Annotated in this window: 15 protein-coding genes; 6 read left to right on the top strand and 9 right to left on the bottom strand. The window is 31.8% G+C overall.

What is annotated here, in order from left to right:
* Positions 1 to 42 precede the first annotated feature (42 nt).
* The 6 genes from AC1RRQ_RS00415 to AC1RRQ_RS00390 all read left to right on the top strand — a co-directional run bounded on the left by AC1RRQ_RS00415 (position 43) and on the right by AC1RRQ_RS00390 (position 14037).
* Entirely contained in the window at positions 43 to 2394 is a 2352-nt protein-coding gene (locus AC1RRQ_RS00415) for a mechanosensitive ion channel family protein (RefSeq protein WP_493020336.1), read from the top strand.
* Positions 2395 to 2730: 336 nt separating this feature from the next.
* Positions 2731 to 3264 (top strand): OmpH/Skp family outer membrane protein, encoded by a 534-nt coding sequence (locus AC1RRQ_RS00410; RefSeq protein WP_493020334.1) that lies wholly within the window; start codon positions 2731 to 2733, stop codon positions 3262 to 3264.
* Positions 3242 to 3853: a hypothetical protein gene (locus AC1RRQ_RS00405; RefSeq protein WP_493020332.1), complete on the top strand. Its 612-nt coding sequence runs from the start codon at positions 3242 to 3244 to the stop codon at positions 3851 to 3853. The genes AC1RRQ_RS00410 and AC1RRQ_RS00405 overlap by 23 nt, the downstream gene beginning before the upstream one ends.
* A gap of 12 nt (positions 3854 to 3865) precedes the next feature.
* Positions 3866 to 8995, top strand: coding sequence for an RHS repeat domain-containing protein (locus tag AC1RRQ_RS00400; protein WP_493020330.1), 5130 nt, complete (start codon positions 3866 to 3868; stop codon positions 8993 to 8995).
* 46 nt (positions 8996 to 9041) lie between these two features.
* Positions 9042 to 13670 carry a DUF4329 domain-containing protein gene (locus tag AC1RRQ_RS00395; protein WP_493020328.1) on the top strand — a complete coding sequence of 1543 codons (4629 nt, stop codon included), beginning with the start codon at positions 9042 to 9044 and terminating at the stop codon, positions 13668 to 13670.
* Between the two features lie 16 nt (positions 13671 to 13686).
* Positions 13687 to 14037 (top strand): NTF2 fold immunity protein, encoded by a 351-nt coding sequence (locus AC1RRQ_RS00390; RefSeq protein ID WP_493020326.1) that lies wholly within the window; start codon positions 13687 to 13689, stop codon positions 14035 to 14037.
* A gap of 164 nt (positions 14038 to 14201) precedes the next feature.
* Here AC1RRQ_RS00390 and AC1RRQ_RS00385 read toward each other — a convergent pair whose 3' ends face one another.
* The 9 genes from AC1RRQ_RS00385 to AC1RRQ_RS00345 are packed head-to-tail and all read right to left on the bottom strand — an operon-like array spanning position 14202 to position 24665.
* Entirely contained in the window at positions 14202 to 15116 is a 915-nt protein-coding gene (locus tag AC1RRQ_RS00385) for a hypothetical protein (RefSeq protein WP_493020324.1), read from the bottom strand.
* Between the two features lie 27 nt (positions 15117 to 15143).
* A complete protein-coding gene (locus AC1RRQ_RS00380) occupies positions 15144 to 15866 on the bottom strand; it encodes a hypothetical protein (protein ID WP_493020322.1) in 723 nt (240 codons plus the stop codon).
* Between the two features lie 10 nt (positions 15867 to 15876).
* Positions 15877 to 17013, bottom strand: coding sequence for a hypothetical protein (locus AC1RRQ_RS00375; RefSeq protein WP_493020320.1), 1137 nt, complete (start codon positions 17011 to 17013; stop codon positions 15877 to 15879).
* A gap of 6 nt (positions 17014 to 17019) precedes the next feature.
* Positions 17020 to 18435: a hypothetical protein gene (locus AC1RRQ_RS00370; protein ID WP_493020318.1), complete on the bottom strand. Its 1416-nt coding sequence runs from the start codon at positions 18433 to 18435 to the stop codon at positions 17020 to 17022.
* An 11-nt stretch (positions 18436 to 18446) separates the two neighbouring features.
* Positions 18447 to 19403, bottom strand: a complete 957-nt coding sequence (locus AC1RRQ_RS00365) for a hypothetical protein (protein ID WP_493020316.1) — start codon at positions 19401 to 19403, stop codon at positions 18447 to 18449.
* A 2-nt stretch (positions 19404 to 19405) separates the two neighbouring features.
* Positions 19406 to 20710 carry a hypothetical protein gene (locus AC1RRQ_RS00360; RefSeq protein ID WP_493020314.1) on the bottom strand — a complete coding sequence of 435 codons (1305 nt, stop codon included), beginning with the start codon at positions 20708 to 20710 and terminating at the stop codon, positions 19406 to 19408.
* Between the two features lie 37 nt (positions 20711 to 20747).
* Entirely contained in the window at positions 20748 to 21269 is a 522-nt protein-coding gene (locus AC1RRQ_RS00355; RefSeq protein ID WP_493020312.1) for a hypothetical protein, read from the bottom strand.
* Between the two features lies 1 nt (position 21270).
* On the bottom strand, positions 21271 to 22464 hold the full coding sequence (locus AC1RRQ_RS00350) for a hypothetical protein (protein ID WP_493020310.1): 1194 nt from the start codon (positions 22462 to 22464) through the stop codon (positions 21271 to 21273).
* On the bottom strand, positions 22464 to 24665 hold the full coding sequence (locus AC1RRQ_RS00345) for a type II secretion system protein GspD (protein ID WP_493020308.1): 2202 nt from the start codon (positions 24663 to 24665) through the stop codon (positions 22464 to 22466). The genes AC1RRQ_RS00350 and AC1RRQ_RS00345 overlap by 1 nt, the downstream gene beginning before the upstream one ends.
* Between the last annotated feature and the right edge of the window lie 26 nt (positions 24666 to 24691).

Raw genomic sequence — 24691 nt, 5'->3', positions numbered from 1 at the left:
AAAAACGATTAAATTTGGTGACTTTTAAACACCAAATTAATTATGAATTCAAAAAGAAATTCGTTCTATTTATCAGCCTTATTGATGATGTTCTTTTTTACATCATTTTCGTATTCACAGACACCTGCTTCAGCTCCTAAAGCAGAAAACAAATCCAAATTATTTGAAGAAACCGCTACCGACAGTGATTATTTGATGGCTATTGAAAAAGCCGGAGATGTTTTAGAATCTGCCGCAAATGATGCTGAATTTGAAGGAAGCACATTCCATTTGTTTGGAGACATTAAGAGAACCGAAAGCAAGCTCGATTTAATATTAGCAAGCTTGAAAGGCGCCAACCCAAATGTGCGCAATCAGCAAATGTATCGCATCGTTTTGAAAGAAATTGAACAAGAATTAAACGATCAAAATACAGCGATAAACACGCGTAATCAGAATCTTGAAAAAATTAAAAACAGGATTATCGATCTACGCAAAGACAAAACTTTATTTACGCTAATAAAGGATACTGTTTTAAGAAAGCAATTCAAAACAGAATTAGCGAATCTTAAAAAAAGATATCTAAAAGCCGACAGTCTGATGACCAAAAATCAGGAGACTTTAAATCTAAAAAAGAGATTGACTGTTGAGCATAAAATTGCCGTTTCAAATGCCTTGACAACGGTAGAAACTAAACTAGAAAAATCAGGAATCAGTATTCTAAAAAAAGAATATCCTTCATTATGGAGCTCAGATACTACATCTAAAAAAGTAGTATCGCACAACATTAAAGCAAAAGTTATAATTGAGGAAAATGTTGCCGCTTATTATTTAAGCTACAAAGCCGGCGGGTTAATTACTTTATGCTTCTTTATGGGACTTTTAGCCTGGTATATTTCACGTAATTTGAAATACCTAAAATCTAATGGTCATGCAGAAAATCTTGCTCTTTTTAATTTTAAATATTTAAACAAAGGTATAATTCTTCCAGTTCTTGTAATAACGCTGAACATTGCCGTAGTAACAAATTTATACGCTCCTGCCCTGTTTTTAGAATTACTTCAATTGGCTTTATTAGGTGTTCTGACTATTTTATTTAGAAATGATTGGTCTGGAAAATCAATGCGGAACTGGTTATTGCTTTTCGGGTTATTTTTTGCGCTTTGTTTCCTGGACCTTTTTATCGAAGTTGGATTATTTCAACGTTGTTCATTTATCATTATCAATGCTCTAGGAATCCGCTATGGTTTGGTTCAGATTAAAAGTTTAAAAGATCAATTGTATATTAAAGGATTTTTTAAATGGGCAAGCATCATTTTTATTGGATTAAATGTTTTATCGATACTTTATAATCTTTTCGGAAGAGTTTCTCTGTCTAATATGTTGAGCTTAACCGCTTTTATTTCGCTGACTCAAATTGTGGCATTAAGCGTTCTTTTAAAAATTATTCTGGAAATTATTCTTTTACAGATTTACACAACCCGAGTAAAACGTGGTATCGAAAAGATTTTTGATTATGAGAATTTATCCGATACATTGAAAAAACCATTTATAATAGTAATCAGTTATATGTGGCTGGTTGTAATTGCTTCCAATTTAAACATTTGGGAATCGTTACGTTCGTCTCTGGGTACTTTACTAAGTCGTCCAAATACTATTGGAAGCATCACTTTTACGTTAGGAAATATTGTATTATTCTTTATCATTGTTTGGGCTGCGCATTTATTACAGAATTATGTAGCTTACTTTTTTGGAGAGATTGAAGATGAAAACGAAGAAAACATCAACAAAAGACAACATTCTAAATTACTCATTACAAGACTTGTTGTATTAATTGTAGGGTATCTTTTAGCCGTTGCTGCTTCAGGAATGCCTTTAGATAAACTGAGTATTCTCTTAGGAGCATTAGGTGTTGGTGTTGGACTTGGACTTCAAAACGTAGTAAACAATTTCGTTTCTGGTATCATTTTAATTTTTGATAAACCTATTCAAATTGGAGATGTTATTGATATTAGTTCTGAAAGAGGACGCGTAAAATCGATGGGATTGAGAACCACCAAAATCAATGCCCCAAATGGCGCAGAAATCATTATTCCGAATGGTAATTTATTATCTCAAAATATTACTAACTGGACCTATACAGATAACTTTAAACTAGTAGATATTTCTATTGAAATAAGTGGAGATGCAGCTCCGGAAGAAATTAATGCCATTATTTTAAATTCTCTTGAAAATCTTCCTTTAGTAAACAACGATAAACCATCTCAGATTTATTACAATTCTATTTCTGATGGAAAATTCAAATTACAAATTAAATTCTGGTGCAGTATTTACAGAACAGAAGAAACGATAAGCACAGCCAAACAAGTTTTGTTTAGCAATTTTAAAGCTAAAGGACTGACTTTTTCGACATAAAAATTAGCAAAATTAACCTTATTTTGAAAAGAGCAAAACTTTAAAGTTTTGCTCTTTTTTTGTTAAGAAAATGAACTTAAATCATCTAATTTATTTTTTTAAGAAAAAATGTGATAATGTGGTTTCCCGTAAAGAAATTTAAAATAAAAAAAACATATTTGTATGATTTTTAGAGATAATTCAGATAGTTTTCATTTAGTTAAATTTGATTAATTGAGATAAAAAATAGATAATTTGTTAAAAATCAATCAATTAAAAATGTTAAAAAAATAATATACATCTGATTAAATTAGCAATTAATTGATTAATATTGTTAAAATTATCCTAATAAACAAAATGAAAAAAATCCCCTTGTATGCTGCTTGTTTAGCAGTTGTGTTAAGCATTCTTGCAATCTATTTTGCAAAGTCAAGTTCAGAATTAGTATATGTTGATGTTAATAAATTAATCACTGGATATAGTAAAACAAAAGTTGCAAAAGCAGAATTTGATAAAAAAGCCTCTTTAATGAAAGCCAATGTAGATTCCTTAATCAGTAACTGGCAAAATGAATTAAAAAACTACGAAAAAGAGAGAGCTTCTTTATCTCCTAAAGAGTTAAAATTAAAGCAAGAATTGTTATCTAACAAACAGCAGCAAATTAACGGTTATCAAGAAGCTATTCAGAAAAAAATTCAGGAAGAAGATAAAAAAGTAACACAAACCGTAATTAACGATATTAACGATTATATCAAAGAATACGGAAAAAATCACAACTACAAAATCATATTTGGCGCAAGTGGCGGCGGAAACATCATGTATGCAGATGAATCTACTGACTTGACCGAAAAAGTTTTAAAAGGCCTTAATGCTGAATATGATAAGAAATAAACTTTTACCATTTATTTTACTATTATTTATTTCCTCTTGTAACAAATCATTTGATACACAAGAGGAAATGAATGCTTATATACAAGACGAAGATAACGGCTATCATTATAAAAAAACGGTATCTGGTGTTGATTATGTTTTACAATATAGACCAACTGATTTATTAGTAAAACAGGAATTAACAGAAAACAATAGTCCTTCTGAGATAGAGAAATTAAGGAAGCAATACAATAAGTTTTTGTATTTCAATCTTTCAATGTCAAAAAACAATCAGGAGTTATTAAATAGTGTTGCGCAAGACAAAGCAAAATTTGGTCAAATGGTCAATGATTTAGCTTTTGGAATGGAGGAAAAACTACATGTTTACACCCCTGCAAAAGATACCCTTGCCCTAGCCGACTTTATTTATCCAAGAATGTACGGCATGAGTAACTCAACTTCTATTATGATAGTCTATCCCCGTGACGAAAAATATCTAAAACAAGACTATCTAAATTTTGTAATCGAAGATTTGGGTCTTAATACCGGAGATGTTAAATTCAAAATAAATACCAAAGCCTTAATAAACGAACCTCAACTAGTTTTTTAAAATCATAAACCAATGACCAAATACCACAAGCGCCATCGTATTATTGCCACTTTTTTCTTGTTGATATTTTTTCCAACATTATTACCTAATAATCTATTTGCTTCTAATAATGGACCAGTTGCTCCAGAAGCTACTAGTTTTGAACCTATAGATGCCACAGATATGGTTAATCTTAATACAGGAGACATGTCTTATGTTTTGCCTTTATTAAATGTACCAAGTCCAGAAGGAGGTTATCCGCTTACATTATCAAATCATGCGGGAATAGCAATGGACGAAGAAGCTTCTTGGGTTGGTCTTGGATGGAGTCTAAATCCTGGTGCTATAAATAGATCCGTAAAAGGAGTTCCAGATGATTGGGATAAAACAAGAGTTTCAGAATTATTATACGATCAAGGACAAAATTTAAACTACTATAGCTTCTCAATAGGAGGTACTCTGCCTAATGGTATAACAATTGGAATGAGTAGATCATGGGGAGCACATAAAGCCTGGGGGGGAACTGTGGGGTATGCAGGAGTAGGAATTGGAGTAGGTTCTGAACAAATTGAGGTTTCATATGCAGGAGTTGGTGTTGGATATAATTTAGATTCAAAAAAAGTTTCCGGTTCATACACTCTATCTGCAACAGGTGCCTCATACAATGGCCTTACTATAAATACCAGCGGAGAAGTAAAAGCCTCTGCTTTGGGTGTTTCTTATAGTACTGCTTCAAACAAAGTAACTTCACAATTTTTAAATGTCTCGAGCAATAATAGTACGCCCGTTACAAACTCAGATTATTATATAAATAACTTTAATCGTGGGTTTGATTTAAATGCAGCTGGTTTCTTTTGGATAGCTTATCAGCATACACACATTGAATATTCGCTTTTTAAACTTACCAACAGCTATAATTCTGGAACTTTAAATCTTTTCGATTCAAAAAAAGAATCCCAATACAAACAGGACATAAAATATTCAATGGATGTTAGAACTCATAACGTTGTAGATAAAAATCGTCCATCTAGCACAGGAATGTTTACACAAGCAGAAATAACATTACCTGATTATGACAACTATTCTGCAACAGCACAGGGAATGTCCGGCTCATTTTCTCCAAGAATTTATGATGAAGTTATGCTCTATGGCAAAGGAGATGAAGCAAATGATCTTGCAACATATTTAACATATCCTGCAAACACAAATGATAGTAACTATAAATTAAACAACAAACTGTTTTTTTATTTTGATAATGTAAATTCTTCCTTTTTAAGAACACAAACAGGAGATTTTAAATCCCTTGACCCTACATTTAATTTAGACAATAATACTGTCAATTCCAACGGTTCAAATGAAATGGGAAGATTTGTAAATAATATTGTTACCGATACTGATAATACTTTTAGCTCTAATTATAATAAAGATGGGCAATTAACTAAGGTTGGTAACAGAAAAAGAGATGGACAGTACATTGAGGCTTTTACAAATAAACAAATTGTAGATGGAAATACAGGTTCAACTCCTTTTCTGGAAGCATCAAATTATGATAGACAGTACTATAAAAATATTGCAGAAAATGGAATTGGAGCCTACAGAATTACCGCTTTAGATGGGAAAGTATATCATTATTCACTACCTGTATACAGCTTTGAGGAAGTTTATAAAAATTACTCAAATACGAGTAATGAAAATGATAAATTTTTAGAAACAATTAAAACAAAACCATATGCAACACATTGGCTATTAACTGCTGTTACAGGTCCTGATTATGTAGACATTAACAATAACAACATTATTGACAAGGATGATTATGGATATTATGTTCAATTTGAGTATGGAAAATGGTCAGATGGATATGGGTGGAGATCTCCAAAAGTTGGAGGAAAAACATATAATAGTAAAAATTTCTTTTTTTGGGGCCGAAAAGAAATTTACTACTTAGATAAAGTTAAAACCCGTACCCATACTGCTTTATTTGTTAAGTCAGTTAGAGAAGATGACAAAAGTACCTCTATACAATACCGAAATGGACAATATCAGTCTGGTGCAATGCCTATAAACTTAACCCAAACATTTCAAGACAGAATAGCCAGACCAATAGAGCAAGGATATTATTATGTACCCGTATCAAGTGGTTCTAATACATACCAGTCCTTGAATTTTAACTTTGACTACGATTATAAGCATAGAACCTATAAATATGTAGACTTACCTGAGAATTTAAGTTTGAAACTTGATAAAATAATACTGTTAAAAAATAATGATGCTGCAAATGCAAATAAAAATTTAGGGACTGGAACCAATAGGAAGAAAGGTTACACTTATTTTGATTTTGGTTTTTTTGGAGCATATGATGTATGCCGTAAAAATCCTTATGATGTAAAAGTTTCGGATATTAACACTGATCAAAATGTACTTGATACAGAAGATATTAACATCTTAAATCAATCACAAGGCTTTGATATTCAGACCAAGGCTGTAAAAGTCATCAATTTTAATTATGACTATAGTCTAGGAAATAATTTACCTAATGCAAATAACGGAAGACTGGCTTTAAGAAGTCTTGAACTTAATGGAAAAAATAACATTAAAACGATGCCTGCATATAAGTTCAATTACTTAAAAAGTACTGTTCCGTATAATTTCACTAATTCAGATAATTGGGGCTATGTAAAAGATAACCCCGATGCATGGAGTTTAAATGAAATTATAACACCTATTGGGGGTAAAATAAAAATTGATTACGAACCTGATTCATTTTCGAGAGAAGCAGCTTTAAACACTAATACAGTCGCGAGTTCTGCTGCTGATTATTATAGAGTTCGCCAGCCTTTAACCAATACTCCTGTTAAATATACCGTACAAGATGATATTATAACAATAAATACAGATTTTAAATATTCATCCGATAATTTAAATGACGTATTTAGCTTAAACCAAGAAATCGATTTAACTTTTAAATTTAAAGATCCTACTCATTATTCCCGCATGAATGAGTACACAAATAATTACACCATTATTGGTATAGATAATCCAAATAAAAAATTAACTCTAAAGCCTAACAATAAAACAGATATTACTCTTCAAAGAAGATTTTTCGAAGGTCCATCTTGCTATCATAGCAGTGGTACTGGAAATTTTGAGATAAAACAATATACTTATTCTGAACCAAATCAGGCTGAATACGCATTTAGTTTTAAGATTATTGCTAATTACAATCGATTAGTTGCCCAATATGGCCGAAATGGAAAGAATGGAGGCGGACTGAGAGTTAGACGAATTACTACTTCAGATTTTAATAATGGTAATATTTTATTTACGGATTATGACTATAGAAATCCTTACACAACAAATATATCAGGAGTAACTTCTTTTGAGCCATCAGATAACCCGCAAGTGGCAGATAATATTCAGGCTGTAGAAGAAATTCCTTCACCTAATGTACAATATGAATATGTAACGGCAACTATAAAAAACAATTCTGAAACATTATCCAGTTCTCTTTTTAATTTTAGAGTAATGGACGATCTGATGCAAAGTAATCAGAATGAGGGAGAATATGATTATAAATTTGGAGATCAGTTTTATTTAAAATTTTTCGGAGGCAGTAGAAGAGAATTTAATTCCAATTATCGTCAAGTATCTACTTCTAAGATCATGTTGTACGATAATTTTTCGTCATTAGGACAACTATTAAGTGTAAGGCATTTTAATTCTAAACAGCAATTGATAAGTCAAACTATTAATAAATATAAAAAATTTCAATATGATGACAAAGAAAATGGTATTTCGCAAGAAAGCTTTAAATATGCTATACAAGAATATACAAAGAGAAATTCAATAAATGCAAAAGATTTCAGATATACTTTCAATTCTATTGGAAAAGTTGTTTTTCCATCAAGATTAGAAAGTACAACCACAATAAATGGAGGTTGGTCGTCTACAAATTATTATGATAATTATGACTTTTTAACTGGTCAGGCAACTGAAACAAGAACAATAAATAGTACTGGAGAAATAACCAAAACTAAAATTGTACCAGCATATTTAAGACATGGAGGAATGGGATCAAAAGTTGATAATCCTAATACATACAAAAACATGTTATCTCAGGTAGCAGTTAATTATTCTTATATTTTTGATAAAAATGGCGGTGCAAGTAAACCATGGAAAGAAACTGGTGTTGGTATTACAACATGGAATAATATATGGTCATATAAAGACATGGCTGGAGCAACGCAATCTCCAACTTTATTAAATGAAAAAATCTGGAGAAAACATAAATCTTATACTTGGAATGGAGAAAAAGACAGCAATGGTATTTTTAAAGGTTATATCAGTGGCAATAATTATGACACTGATGATGATTTTAAATGGAATTCTCCTTTAAATGACCCACAATCTTCTAAATGGAAGCAAATTTCTGAAATAACATTATATGATCATTTTTCGGCACCACTTGAAACAAAAGATATAAATGGTAATTATACATCAACAAAAATGGGAGATAATAATACCAAAGTAACTGTTGTAGGAAATGCAGGTTATAACGAAATATTTTTTGCTGGTGGTGAAAATGCCCCTATGACAGGTTTCGTTAACTTTATAGAACCAGAAGTGATAATGAATAATGCCTCAATAAATTCTACTTATTATCATACAGGCAAAAAATCAATTGCAGCCTCATCAAGTTCACAATTTGGGGTCGCTATGAGAAGTGGTCAACATAGACCTGGTAAATACAAAGTATCTGTTTGGGTTGAAAAATCAAACGCTGCAAAAGCAAGGATAAATAATAATAGTACTATAGTGGATTTTACAGAATCATACACTGCCGGAAACTGGGTACTGAAATCTGGTTATGTAAATGTAGCTGCAGGGGTGCATACAATCTATTTAGTTTCAGCAGATACTTCAATAGTATATTTTGATGATCTTATGATCCGTCCTGTGGCTGCATCAATAACAGGATATGTTTATAATGAATGGGATGAGTTAACCCATATTATTTCAAACAATGGCCTTGCAACAAGATTTGAATACGATGCCGCTGGAAGATTAATTAAAACGTATTCGGAAATTCTTGATGATGCTAATAATGGAATCACTGGTGGTTTTAAATTAGCTAAATCAAATACATATAATAATAAATATTTATAAGATCAATTTTATATAAATAAGAGTTTGTTAACCTAATAGAAAATCGATGAAAAAATATATATACTATTTTATCTTATTTCCGATATTTATTTTTGGAAATCCGGGAATTACTCATAATAAAAAAGCTGGTTCATACAATTTAGACGCCTTTGGAAACTATCCAAATTATACGGTAAATTTAATTTTATCAGATCTAGTCAATTCAAATGGATCTGTTTCAGGAAGTTTATCTGTTACAAATAATGTCTTATCTCTTGTTTTTGGCGGCAGGTGGCAGCCAACTGTAATGAAAACTGGAGTCATAAAAGTATTAACTATTTCTCCAAGTCTGCCCAATCTTGAATTAGGTCCCATACTTATAACCCCGAACGGTGTTCCAAGCGGATATAATGCAAAAATTGAAAATAATAGTTTAGTAATTTATGATGCTGCAAATTTAGTTACAAGTGTAAATACCAATATAAGCATATCACCATCTAACTATGCAGCAGGAGTTAATTACTCTAATGTACTGCCAAGCGTTTTTACTTGTACAACCGGAGAAGGAAGCAGTAATGGCAGTATATCCATAAAAAACGGTACAGTAAACCTAAGCATCACAGGTGCTTGGTCTAGTTCTTGTACACTAAAAACAGGTCAAATTCTCTACTTAAATACCGGAGTACCTTTACAAAATACTGAATTAGGAATAATTAAACAAGGTAGTGTTGATACTAACTACAGAGCTAAAATAGAATCTAATTATCTAGTATTTTACCATACAGGGGCCACTTCCCCCATTATACCTGCCTGCTATTTAACTTTTAGTAAAGATCTTGGCGACAGTGAAGAAATTTTCATTTCTAATGATAATCTTTACAATTGGGTTCATAGCGTTTCATATGACAGCAAAGGAAATGTAAAAAACCAGTCTAGGTCTTACTTTGATGATTTAGGAAAATCAGATGTGAACTTATCTAAGGATTATGTTACAAATAAAATTTGGGGTACAGAAACAACATATGATAATTTTGGAAGGTCGGATAAGACCTCTTTCATTGCACCATCATCTCTTACAACTTTTAACAAAACTAATTTTCTAAAAAGTACTGCTGAGTCAACAGCTTCTGCCTATCCTTCTATTCTGCCATTAAATAATATTGTAATAAGTGATTCATATAAAGCATCGCAATCTATAACAGCTACTGGTACTGTAGGTTCGGGATTGAATGTAACTTTAACTGCACCAAGTATAAATTTAGGAAATACTTTTACAGTAACTGCGACGGCAGGAAGCAGTTTTATAATTACAGCTGCTAATCTACCAGATATTTCAGCAAATGCAAGCTTAGCAAATTATTATAGTGACAATAATACTGACGAACCTTATCAGGCTACAGCCACTCATCCTTTCACTCAAACCAATTATGACTCATTAAACCCCGATAACGTTATTAATGTAGTGGGTGGTAATAAAATAAATGGAGAATGGAAAACGGGCTATTCTTATGTTGTTCCTGCTGCACAGGAAATGTACTATGTATATGGCTCTGATTTTTATGATGGCCCAATTTCTAACGGAAGAGAAGAAGTAATTACTAAGTTTTACAAATCTATAAGTGTTGATGCTAATGGTAATGAAAATGTAGTTTTTACTGATGGTGAAGGCAAATTATTAGCTTCTGCTAGATCAGGCTCAGAAGGAGGAGTTTCATATCCGGTTGTTTCACTTATAGGAACTCAGGGATTCGTAGATGTGCATATTCCAAAAGGTATTGCATCAGGGAGTTTAATAGGAGCAGCCAATTTATATAATGTATATAATTTAAAAACAGGGTTAATCACTTCAAATATAACTGGTGGAAATACATACAGAATAGAAGCAAAAATACCTCCTGCTTCAGACCCAAAAGTTTATATTTCTTCTGGAGCGCCGACATATGATGCTGGTTCACTAGGAATAACTTATAATGTAAATTATTATGAATATGCTGTAAACATATACAATAAAACAAGTCAGTTAATAAAATCAATACAACCTAAAGGTTATATAAATAATACATTAATAACTGCAAATCCTGCTCATATGACTTCTGCTAACTTTGTATCAATTTTTACTTATAATGGACTAGGACAAGTAATTGAATCATCAAATCCAGATCAGGGAACTAGTAAATTTGCTTATAGAAATGATGGAAAGATCCGATATTCACAAAGTGCATTACAAGCTGACACACAGGTTTCTTATACTGACTATGATTCGTTAGGTAGACCAATAGAAAGTGGTGTTATTAATGGAAGTAATGGGATATGGACTTCTGCTGTTTCAAATCCAAATGGTCCATTAATAAACGGAGTACGTTCTGAGCAAATCTTTACAATTTATGATTATTCTGAAAATAACTTAACATCTATAGCATTACCTACAACCCCAACTAATTTAACTTTGTCTGGTGTATTAGCAACTGCGGGAATAAGCATTACAAATTATACTCAAAATAATTTATCAGGAAATATAGCTGTAACATATACAAAACCAGCATCAACAATTTCAGCGATTACTTGGTACAGTTATGACATAAATGGAAGAACAGAATGGATAGTTCAATATAATGAAGGCATTGGTGCAAAAACTATTCATTATGAGTATGATTATAGAGGTAATCTAAAAAATATTTTGTTTCAAAAAAATAAAGATACTGAATTATTTGTACACAAATATATCTACAACGCAAATGATGCATTAACAAACGTAGAAACTTCAACAATTGATAAACCTATTACAAGGCATGCAGATTATAGTTATTATAAAACTGGTGAATTAAAAAGAGTAAATATTGCACAAGGAATACAAGGGTTAGATTATGTTTATACTCTTGGAGGACAGCTTAAAACCATTAACCACCCAAGTTTAGAAGCTTCTAAAGATCCTGGGGGTGATACAAATGACGTATTTGGTTTAACACTTGACTATTATAACGGTGATTATTCACGCACTGGTCGAAACATTACCTCCTCACCTACTGTCGGAGTAGATTATAACGGAAACATAAAAGCAACCAGATGGGCCAACAAAGGAAAAGCTGGCGATCAAGTTGCATATTTATATAATTATGATAGAAACAACTGGCTTACCGACGCAGTATTTGGTAGTGTTGACCCATTGACTGCTTCAATTAATAGCAACAATATACTAACTGAAGGAGGATTAACTTATGATCCAAATGGAAACATAAAAACCCTTAAGCGAACTAATAATGCAGGTGAGGTTATTGATAATCTAACTTATATTTACGCTGATAAAAACCAATTAAACCAAGTTACTGATAGTGGTAAAATCATTCCTAATTCAGATGATATAAAAAATCAAACTGACCCAAAAAATTATAAATATGATGCAATTGGTCAATTGATAGAAAATGTTTCTGAAAAATTAAATTATATTTACAATACGCAAGGACTAGTAACAGAAATAAAGAAAGATAATGTTTCTTTAATAAAATTCTTTTATAACGAAAGAGGGCAGCGTATCAAAAAAGAAAGTTACAATACAAGTTCTCCTTACAACTTACAAGCAACAACTTTTTATCAGTTAGATCTTGCTGGAAATCCTATGGCAATCTATAATTTACTCGTCAACGGAAATATTACGCAAGTAGAATTACCTGTGTATGGATTAAATCGTTTAGGTGTTTATAATAAAACAAGTGGAATTACTAGTTATGAAATCAAAGATCACTTAGGAAATGTTAGAGCTGTTATAGAGAAAGAAAGTGGCAATCCAGCTATTAAATCATTTGCTGATTATTACCCTTTTGGAGAACCATTACCAACCCGAAATTCTTTAAATTATCGATACGCCTTTCAAGGACAAGAATTAGATACAGAAACTGGAATGGAGGCTTTTAAATTACGTCTTTGGGACGGAAGAATTGGAAGATGGCTGTCTATTGACCCTTATGGTCAATATAATTCACCTTATTTAGGAATGGGAAATAATCCCGTTTCTTCTATTGATTCTGATGGTGGATGGGCATCATGGATTGGAGCAGCATGGCATTCATTATGGAATGGTGGCACAGTCTTCAAAAGCGAAATTAATGGTGATTGGGGAGTTAGATCTGGTACTGCATCCGCAGATGGGAATGGAATGGATATTAATACTACTTTTGGAGGCACTAGATACAATAATACGGGAGGTGTTGGAGGAATGGGTATTTTTAGATCTCCTGAAAGAGCAGCTATTAACTTTGCACAACGATATAATGATAACTCAATTCTAGATAAAAAAGAATATGGAGCAACTATCTACAGAATAGATTTAAAAAGTGGAAGTAGTTACTATACATATAGTGTCCCTAATATTGGGGGCAGAGAAAATGGAGTAATTCCTAAATTTGTAAATATAAAAAATGCTACTTTAGTTGGAGCAGTTCATACTCATTCAAATTGGAGTATAAAATATGACAATGATATTTTTTCACCAGATGATCTAAACATGGCAAATTTTACTGGTCTTGATGCATACTTAGCGACTCCTCTTGGAGAAGTTTTAAAGTATGATGTCGAAACACTTATGACTACAAGAATACACAAATCTGTGCCATTTGATCCTAGTCACCCTGGAAAAAAAGGTGTTCCTTCTAAGACTCTTCCGAAAAATGAACCGACAAGAGGCTGGTTTACATTAAACTAATTAAAAATTCAATATCATGAAGAAAAAAATAATTCCATTTCTCATAATAGCAATACTAGCTATTTTACTAATAATGAGCTTAGTAAAAAACAATCACTATGAATGGTATAATTCTATAGGTGATATAAAATGTGAAGAATGCTTAGTTACAAAAGAAAAAACTGCCGTTGGGATAGCCGAAATAATATTATTTGAAAATTATGGCGAAGATCAAATTAAATCACAACGACCATATATTGTTGTTAAAGAAAATGACAGTATTTGGGATATTAAAGGGAGGTTTCTTAAAATTGGATTTGGTGGGGTTTTTCACATAAAAATTTCGTCTAAAAATGGGAAAGTTATAGAAATGGGACATGGAAAATGATATAACAACAATATAAAAGAAGTAATTTCATATTAATTAACTTCTGTAGTTAAGTTAAGTTATGTTTTCTTTTTCAGATTCTAAACCCCAAACCATTTTAAATAAAAAACCGCTTCATTATAAAAGCGGTTTTCTTATTTTAGGCTTAATGTTATTTGGTTAAATTATCTTTTCTTTTCCAGAATCTCTAACCTCCTACTCTGCTCTTGGATAATCTTCATTAACTTCTCGGTATTCTTTTGTTGCTCAATAGTATAAAGAGTTAACTCTTCCACTTTTTTCAAAAGCGCCATATTCATTTCAGAAACATTGATTCCGTTTTTCTCAAATTCTTTTGCTGATGGAATTTCGGGTAAATGACTGTTTTCTTTTATATACTTTTCAACTTCTTTTAGGTCTTTTAATTTATAATCACTTGCAAAAACATAATCAGGAGCAGGAACGGTTAAATCAACTTTTATTTCTTTTGAATGTATTGTACCATTTACAGCCAGTTTTGCATCTGGATTTTCAGTTCCTATACCAACATTTCCTGCTGCATTCCAAATACTTCCTCCGGAAAGATAAACATTGCCTTTAAATCTATTTTGATACGGAATTTCTACTGTTTTAGTTCCTGTCATAGGCTCATCAACGGCTGTCCATCCTTGAAACCAACTACTCGTTTCTGCCATACCCTGCGCATAAGCACTTACTGTAAATCTTTGAAAATAAACTTTATCGTTAATAAAAATAACTACTTTACCATTTTCATTAGATAAGTAAACCGATGGGGTATAACTTCCTGATGAAGACATTTTTGGTGTATGAAAATAATAACTTGATGCATTTCCTGAATCTGGTCCGTTATAATATATATAATAAACAATCGTTAGGTTTATCGTCTCTGCAGTCTGATAATTAAACCCTGTTATTGTTATAGTAGGCATTTGACTTGCTGCTGCAAAAGGCAGATTGGTTTTAATTTTAACACCATTAACCGGAGTACCATTAATTGAATAGTTTACTATATTATTATAATTCTGTGCGCTGCTGATGATTGTAAAAAACAATATCAAAATCAAATATTTTTGTTTCATAGGTTTTTAAGTATTATTTAGATGAGGTTAATTACTTTTAATCTGTGATTTCAATTCTTTATTTTCTTGTTTCAAAACAGAAATATCTTTTTGCATTTCGATCATATATAAAGTTAATTCCTCAACTTTCTTTAAAAGCGCCATATTCATTTCAGAAACATTGATTCCGTTTTTCTCAAATTCTTTTGCTGATGGAATTTCAGGTAAATGACTATTTTCTTTTATATAATTTTCAACTTCCTGCAGGCTTCTCAATTTATAATCTGGTGCAAAAACATAATCTGGTGCAGGAAAGTTTAAATCGACTTTTACTTCACGCGAACGGATTTTACCATTTACGGTTAATTTTGCATCTGGCGACAAAGTCCCAATACCAATGTTTCCTTCTGGTGAAACTCTCATTCTAATTTGTGGTTCTGCACCAGATCCATCCCATGTTAAAAAACTAATTCCTTTATTATACATGTTTCCGTGAGATGTTCCCTGAATCATTAATTCGCCATAATTATTAAAAGGAAAAGCTCCTGTTCCATCATCAGGAAATCTTCTTGTTCTATAAATAAGAGGCGTAGCCCAGTACGCATTTGTTGCTGTCCACATTGCAGTACTAGGTTCTGTTTTAGGAATTACACCAGAAGAAGCATTAATTGCGTTTACACTATTATCTGCTGCTGTAATAAATCCTTGTGAAATACTTTTTTGAAAACATAAAAACAAGAGCAGGGAACTTAATCTAAATACTTTTTTCATTTTTATTTTCTTAATTATTATTCTTTTTTTCGAGCTTTTCTAAACGTTCATTTTGCTTTTTTAGCTGCAATGCCATTTCATCGTATCTTTTTTGTTGTTCATCAATATATAAATAGAGCTTTTCAGTATTTTTTTGCTGCTCAATAGAATACAGAGTCAACTCTTCTACTTTCTTTAAAAGCGCCATATTCATTTCAGAAACATTAATTCCGTTTTTCTCAAATTCTTTTGCTGATGGAATTTCGGGTAAATGACTATTTTCTTTTATATAATTTTCAACTTCCTGCAGACTTCTCAATTTATAATCGTTTGCAAAAACATAATCTGGTGCAGGGAAGTTTAAATTGACTTTTACCTCGCTTGAATGAATTGTACCATTTACGGTAAGTAGCGCATCTGGAGCTTTTGTACCAATTGATACGTAACCATTTCGATCAATACGCATACGTTCAGTACCATAAGTCCCAAAAACTATATTACCATTCATATCCGGAACGGTAGAATAACCCGATAAGTCGATAAATGTTTTAACAGAAGAAGTTGTTCCGCCTCCGCCAGATAATCTTAGAAATCCATCATCATATGCATTTCCTGCACCACTATATCCTCTAATTTCTCCATTTGGTAAAGTTCCAGCTGTAATTAATGGTCTTGGCAAAGTATTATTACCAACTCCTCCACCTAGTGTTAAAGAGCCTGCAACAGATAATTTACTTACTGGAGAATTTGTTCCAAAACCAATATTTCCCTCTGTATTTACATTTATTGTTTCTTTTATTGTTCCAGCAGATGAAACTATTCCTATCGAAATCGAATTGTCTAATAATCTCATATAAGATCCTCCTCTTATAGTATTTAATAAATGTAATCCTCTGGCACTTGATACACTTACATTATTTCCTATTCCAACCCCTGAATAACTTACTTGGGGTTCACTAGCCCAAAGCATTAAATCGGCTTGGCGTGCATCATCGCCTCCTCCAATAGAATGCAATAAAATTCTAGCATCACTATGGGAACCAAATACATTTAATTTATATAATGGTGTATTTGTTCCAATACCAACATTACCTCCATCAGTAGGGAAAATACTTTGAGAAAAACTAATTTGGACGGATAAAACTAATATTAAAATTTTCAATTTCATATTGTATTATTTTTTAGATGAATTTATCTGACTTTTCAAATCTGCATTTTCTTTTTCAACTTTATCTAAACGCTTATTTTGCTCAATTACATACAAAGTTAATTCTTCAATTTTCTGCAAAAGCTTCGCATTCATTTCTCCCAAATTAATTCCGTTTTTTAAAACTTCTTCTTCATTTGGGATATTTTCTAAATGTCCTTTTTCGTTAATGTGTTTTTCAACTTCTTGAAGTGTTGGCAAATTGTATTCTTTTTTAAAGACAAAATCTGACCAATCTTTCATATCTACTTTTACTTCCTGAGAGTGAATAGTTCCTTTTACATCTAGTTTATTAGTTGGATTCGTTTCTCCTATGCCAACATTACCATTTCCACTTATTTTCATTGAAATAGAACCTGAAAAAGATTCATCTTTCAATACTGATTTGGAATTATTTGTATAAAATAAAATGGATCCTTGATTAGACCTTCCATTACCTGGAAGTAATATGGCGCCACCAGACATTGAAGGGTGTGTATTGGCAACTTTCAAGTCTTCGCCATTAGAAATGTATAAGTTAGATGACATCAAAACAGTTCCATGATTATTGGTACTAAAATTAGCATAAGCTTTAGTACTTGTTTCTGTATCTATTTGGCCAAAAGCTGCATTATAACTTTTTATTTGCCCCGCTACATCGAGTTTTGAAGTTGGATCTAATGTTCCAATACCAACATTCCCATTTGTATTTAAATGGAATTGATTCAAATTTTCTGTACCATCAATCTTGAATGTATGCATATCAATATTTGCATTCCAACCCTTACTTACTATTCTACAGAAATTATTAGTATTTAAATCAAAAACTAAGTTGGAGTTTAACTTTTTTAAATCTAAAATGCCAATTGGTTCCGAAGTCCCAATTCCTACATTACCATTTGCATTTAAATGAAATTGATTTACATTTTCTGTACCGTCGATTTGAAATGTATGCATATCAATATTTGCATTCCATCCCTTACTTACAATTCTGCAGAAATTGTTAGTGTTTAAATCAAAAACCAGATTAGAATTTAGTCTTTTTAAATCTAAAGTACCACTTGGTGCTGCTGTACCAATTCCTACATTACCATATCTTGGATTTAGTATTGTATTATTACCAAGTTCATTAATATATAAAGGCAGTGACATGTGAGATTGTATCCAGCTGTAAGTTGTATTTCCTCCCATTTTTAAATTAGTTCCATTATTTGTTTCGATAGTAAGTCCTCCTACACCCGATTCATCATCCGGAACTTTAAAACGCCCTGTACCTGCTACATCTAATTTAGTTTGTGGATTTTCTATTCCTATACCTACATTTCCGCTATTTGGTGTATATAATTGTGCTTTAACAGATAAAGAAAATATAACAGCGCTAATAAAAATCAGTTTGTTTTTCATAACTATAGATTTTATTTTAATTGATTTTCAATTTTATTTAGTCGTTCGAATATTTCTTGAAATTTTTGGTTTTCTTTTTTTACTGCTTCATTCTCTTTCTTCATTTCAATCATATACAAAGTCAATTCTTCAACTTTCTTTAAAAGAGCCATATTCATTTCGGCTAAATAAATTCCGTTTTGTTCGAATTCTTTTGCCGAAGGAATTTCTGGTAAATGACTGTTTTCTTTTACATACTTTTCCACTTCTTCAAGTGTTCTTAATTTATAATCGCTTGCAAACACATAGTCTGGCGCTGGAAAATTTATATCAACTTTTACTTCTTTAGAATGAATAGTGCCGTTTACGTCTAGCTTGTTTTGTGGATTCGTTGATCCTATACCTACATTGCCATTATCCATAACGGTAAAGCGATTATTGCACATTCCTCCGGCACAACCCAAATCATCATAAGCCCAAAATTGCAAACTATTACCATATACTCCTGTCATATTATAAATCATCCAGGTATTTGCAATCCCATTACCTCCTTTAGATGGGTTTTTCAATTGTATATGACCTCCCGCATCATCTTGAATAGAGCTAATAATTGCTCCCTGGAACATACCATTCCCTAGTACGTCCAATTTCTGAGATGGATTCGATGTACCAACACCAACATTACCATTTACTCCAATTGTTAATAAATCTGTAGTACTAATAACTGAATTATGAGGACTATAAGAAATTTTAAAAGCATCGCTTAATGTTTGAGGATTCCACCCAAAACTAAGAATTCCATCAGATGAGCCACTGTGACCAAGTCTTATGGAACCTCCATTAAAATCATTAAGTTTAAAAACTTGCAAACCGTTTATTGGGGTCATCGTTCCAATCCCCACATTATCATTAGCAGGAAATGGAAATGTATTTTGAGCAAAATTTATCTGTGCAGCAAATGCAATAATGAGTAAAAAAGTTTTTTTCATAATTATTTATTTTCAATTTTAGATATTCTCTTTTCTAAATCAAGTTGATTTTTTTTCATCAATAAATTTTCTTTTTTTACTGCATCATTCTCCTTTTTCATTTCGATCATGTACAAAGTCAATTCTTCAACTTTCTTTAAAAGAGCCATATTCATTTCAGCTAAATAAATTCCGTTTTGTTCGAATTCTTTTGCCGAAGGGATTTCTGGTAAATGACTGTTTTCTTTCACATACTTTTCCACTTCTTCAAGTGATCTTAATTTATAACCGCTTGCAAACACATAGTCTGGAGCCGGAAAATTCAAATCGACATTTACCTCTCTAGAATGAATTGTCCCGTTTACATCTAATTTATTGTTTGGGCTTGATGTACCAATACCAACATTACCGTACATAAACGAAAATTGACTCGCATCTAATTGCAACTTTGAATAAGTATTTGAAATTCTATCGTAAGACTGCAATCCTACAATACTATTAGCGGGGTCCAAATAAACTTCAAATCCTTCGGCACCATTGTTAGAAACTGCAAATTTTTGCTGCGGATTTAATGTTCCAATTCCAACATTACCATACATAAACGAAAATTGACTCGCATCAAATTGCATTTTTGAATGAGAACTTAAAGCTCTATTATAAGACTGTAGTCCCACAACAGTAAGGGCGGGATCTAAATAAACTTCAAATCCTTCGCCGCCATTATTAGAAACTACAAATTTTTGCTGCGGATTTAATGTTCCAATTCCAACATTGCCTACATTATTAATTCTCATTCGTTCACCACCAGAAGTTCCAAATAAAATATTTCGATCCATGTCCGGAACTGTTGAATACCCCGATAAATCAATAAAAGATTTTGTAGATGAATTTGTACCTGCTCCCGCAGAAATTCTTAGAAATCCATCATCTGCTAAGTCTGTTGCATTACTGTACCCTCTAATTTCTCCATTCAATAATGTCCCATGTGAAATTAATGGTCGAGAATAGGTATTCCCTAATCCACCATCTATTGCTAAAGAACCCGTAACGGTCAATTTGCTAACAGGATTATCTGTTCCAATTCCTACATTTCCATCACTGCCTCTCATATAAAGAATATTTTCTCTTTGTCCTCCGCCTGTGTGAGCTCCAAATTTTATATATCCTTTTCCATCAAATCCCATGTTCATTCTCGCAATACCACCGCTTGCAAATAAAGTATTATGAACACCGTCATTAATAATTTTCATTGATCCTATTTCAGAAGTTTGTTGGGCATAACTAACCTGTGCGGCAAATGCCACAAATAATAAAAAAGTCTTTTTCATAATTTGTTTATGTTTTGTTTTTAATAATGAGTTTTGCCTAAACTCCTTTATTTTTTTGCATGATAACCTCTACAAACAATTGGTCTGTATTGGTTTTATAATTTCTCTTTTTTACAAAATTTAAGTGCTTAATATTCCCCAGCATCGGATTGTTCTCTACTTTATTAAGCAGGGCCAGACATCCGTTAAATGATCCTTCTAAAGAAAAGGTATAACTGGTTGTGGTAAATCCTTTTTGAGAGATGATATGAGGTTCTTTAAAATCAACAATTTTTAAATGATAACTATCACTGTAAGAAGTTAATTGCTTTAATAAATCATTCTGAAATGAGTCTGATATAATTACATCATAAGTAGATAAAATCTGGTCCAGTTGTTTTTCTTTTTGAACCAGCTGCGCCACAAGTTTGGGCATATCACTATCCTCGACTATCTCCTGTTGTTTATTCTGGTATTCTTTATAATAATTTATGGTATTTGATATCGCAAAAGAATAACAAACGTAGAGCACTACAAAAAAACCAATTACAAGCAGTTTGTTTTTTTTATTCAAGTTCATTTTACTTCAGAGTTAAGTTTATAGAAAACGTTGTTTCATTATTTTCATCTTTTCCAAAATGGGTAATTAAAACTTTATCAACCCAATTTAGCTTTTCGATATCTTCTACCCATTTAGTAAAAGAAGCATTAGCAATTGTAGTTCCTGAAATTGAGATGACTTTATCCTTTGTAAGTATTTGTTCTTCGGCTTTGATTTTCTTTTCCAGAGGATTAAAAGTAAGTTCGGTCAACAAAATAGAAGAGGGAACTTTACTTGTAATTTCATTAATAATTAAGGAACTTCTCGAAGTCATTCTTCCATCTATACCTTTAACTTTTTCTTCTTTTACAATAATTCTTTGTTTTATTTTACTAACATCTTCAATTGAAGATTTATTAACCAACAAAATTTCAGATGATTCCTGAGCTAGTTTATAATAGTGTGTAAAGAAAACGAAATTAAGAAGTAAGATTCCTAAAACAATCCCAACCATTATTTTAATTCCTTTATTAAAGAATGTTTTCTGATTGTAATCATTATACAATTGGTCGCTATAAGAAATTATAGAACCTGTATTCAGTGTATTATTTAATATTAATCTTAAAATTCCGGAAAAAGACAGCAATTGTCTGTTCTCAATCTGAAGATCGTTTATGGTATAGGTTATTGCCGATTCTAAAACACTTGCTGAAATTATTTGTGTTTCTTCTTTTGAAATGCTCTGATGATTTGTATAAAGTTCACTTTCATCTGTATAAGCAATAATATCTGCTATAGAACATACACCAAGACTGATTCCGGCAATCGATATTTTTTGATTTTCGTAATCTTCAAGCAAAGTGCTTATATACGATTTTCTCGCTATTGCAATTACAGATTTTGTTTTTAACCTCCAAATTTCATAATAAAACTCATCCCAATTTGTATTAGGGAAAGATTTATGAAGCAGTTTTTCATCAGATGGTTCGATACCTAAAACTTCTTTTTGTATAACCTGATTGGAATTTATTACTAAAAAGAAAGGCAGTTTAGTATCCCACTTTTCAGCTATTTTTCTGTTATAACTAACCCTGTCTTTTTTGGTAATTACTAATCCTTCTTTTTTCTTTTCAACTAAAAGTAAGGCAACTTTATCTTCGTTATTTATAGTGAAGTGCTCAACACCAATGTATTGTTTTCCAAGCAAAAAGGTATTTAAGGATAATATGGCCATTAGTAAATAACTGTAGGTTTAATTAACACACTCAACTTTTTCTTTGAATCTTCTCTTTTTCTCGAACTAAAAATCCATTTAATAATTGGAATTCTGGATAACAATGGCACACCCGTTCCTGAATCATTTTTTACAGATTCTTCCAGTCCGCCCAGAACAATTAAGTCCTGATCTTTAACTCTAATAATTGAAGTAAACTCCCTTGAATTAATTCCCGGAGGCGCATCTTTATCTACTTTTTGGCCGTTAAAACTAGACTGAATCACTTTAATATCCATAGTAATTTGTCCGTTACCAGAAACCAAAGGCATAATAGTTACTGATAATTCAGCATCGATAGGCTGGTAATTTTTTACTTCAGAAGCCTGCGGAATCTGCGATCCATAATAATTCTGATTGGTCACAACATAATACGTTGTTTCTCCAATAGACAAATAGGCTTTATGTCCATTTAAAGTTGATAATCTAGGGGAAGAACGTACTTTTAGATTTCCGTTTGTTTCCATAGCTTTTAAACTCAAATAAAAATTAGGAACAACCTGACCAATGTTTAAAGAACCAAATCCGCTGAAACCGTCTATAATTTTATTGATTGTCGAAGCTCCTAAATTAATATCGGCATTAGGAAAAACAGTTCCTTTTGTAGTCACAGGTTTATCACCAATTCCGGCTTGAATCCCCGTTTCTACAGTAGCACTTCTATTAACTTCTAACAGCATCACTTCAATTAAAATTACCGGAACAGCTTTGTCTATGTAGTGTATAAAAGATTCAAATCTTTCAATGTTAGCCGCAGGGCCATTTACTAAAAAGCTATTGAGTTCTTTATCAATTTTTATGTCTAGATCTTTCTTTATTTCATCAGGAATAATTGTCAAAATAGATTCTGATGGATTACTGCTGCTGCTTCCGCTTGAAGACGAATAATTACTGCTGCCTCCTCCACTATTAAAACTACTGTTTTGATTAGAGTAGTTTGAATTAGAATTGGATCTATTACTATTGTTATCGAAAGAATTATAGTTAGAATAGTTATTCGTATTATTTAATCGACCGGCACTTCTGCCCTCTTTTGAAGGATCACTTAAAAGTTCAATAGAACGATGCATTAACGGAATCGATTTAATATTTCGTACCACTAATTGATCTTTTGTTCCAAAATAATAAACAGAGCCGCTTCTTTTAAATGTATAGCCGCCTCCGCCAGAAGCTGCCATTGGTGCTCCCGAATTGTTATTACTAAACTGCTGCGAATTATTTCCTTGTGAAGCACCACCATCAGATTTAGTTTCAAATAGTTTTGCTAAAAGTTCATCAAAAGTGATGTTTTTTGCTTTAACTGTTCCGTTTCCGGCACTTTCTAACGGACTCGAAATAAACATATCTATATCCAATTCATTGCCTATATCATAAACAATGCTTGAAATTGGAGTATTCTCAAAATCAACGTTTAGCAGTTTTTTATCGGCATCAACAACCGTAAAGAAAAAATTAGATTTGCGTGCTCGTTGAGGTTTATTCTGACGTATGGCATTTGGATCTGATGTTCCTTCGCTTACAAAATTCCCTTCTACTTTATCAAAAATGTAGAAGTTATCTCGTGATTTGGTTACACTTAAATTATTTGCAAATGCTAGTTTATTCAAAGCAGCATCAAAAGGCATGCTTTTAATATATGCAGTAAGCAGTTGATTTTCCAGACCAGGCGCAAAAACAAGATTCTTACCGCTTTCGTCCATAATCTTTCTGAAAACATCATACAATTTATCATCTTTCAAATTCAGTGAAAGTAAATTATTTGCCAGATCGTATGATACATCAATAGCTTTTAAAGCAGGAATTTCTGTTGGTTTTACATACGATTTAATAGCCAGAATATTTCCTGTAAAATCAATCGTAAGATTATATTCTTTACATAAAAATATAAGCAGATCTCCCACAGTTACATCCGAAAAATTATTTACAATATTTATTTGGCTTAAGTTTCCGGCAACGCTAAAATTTAATTTATGAATTTGCGAAACAGCCAATAAAAAGCTTGAAAGAGAAGCTTCTTTTATATTAACATTTACTTTTTCATTTAATCCAGGAGCATCGGCAGAAATGGACTCAATATTATTTTTTAGCTGTTGAATCCGATTTTCTTGCGAAAATGAAAATTGAAAAATTAGTATAAAAAACAGCGTAATTATTTTTCTCATGAAATTATATCAGTTGTAGGATTTTA

Source organism: Flavobacterium sp. GW821-FHT12A05, assembly GCF_058807735.1.
This window is presented reverse-complemented; position numbering and strand designations above follow the sequence as displayed.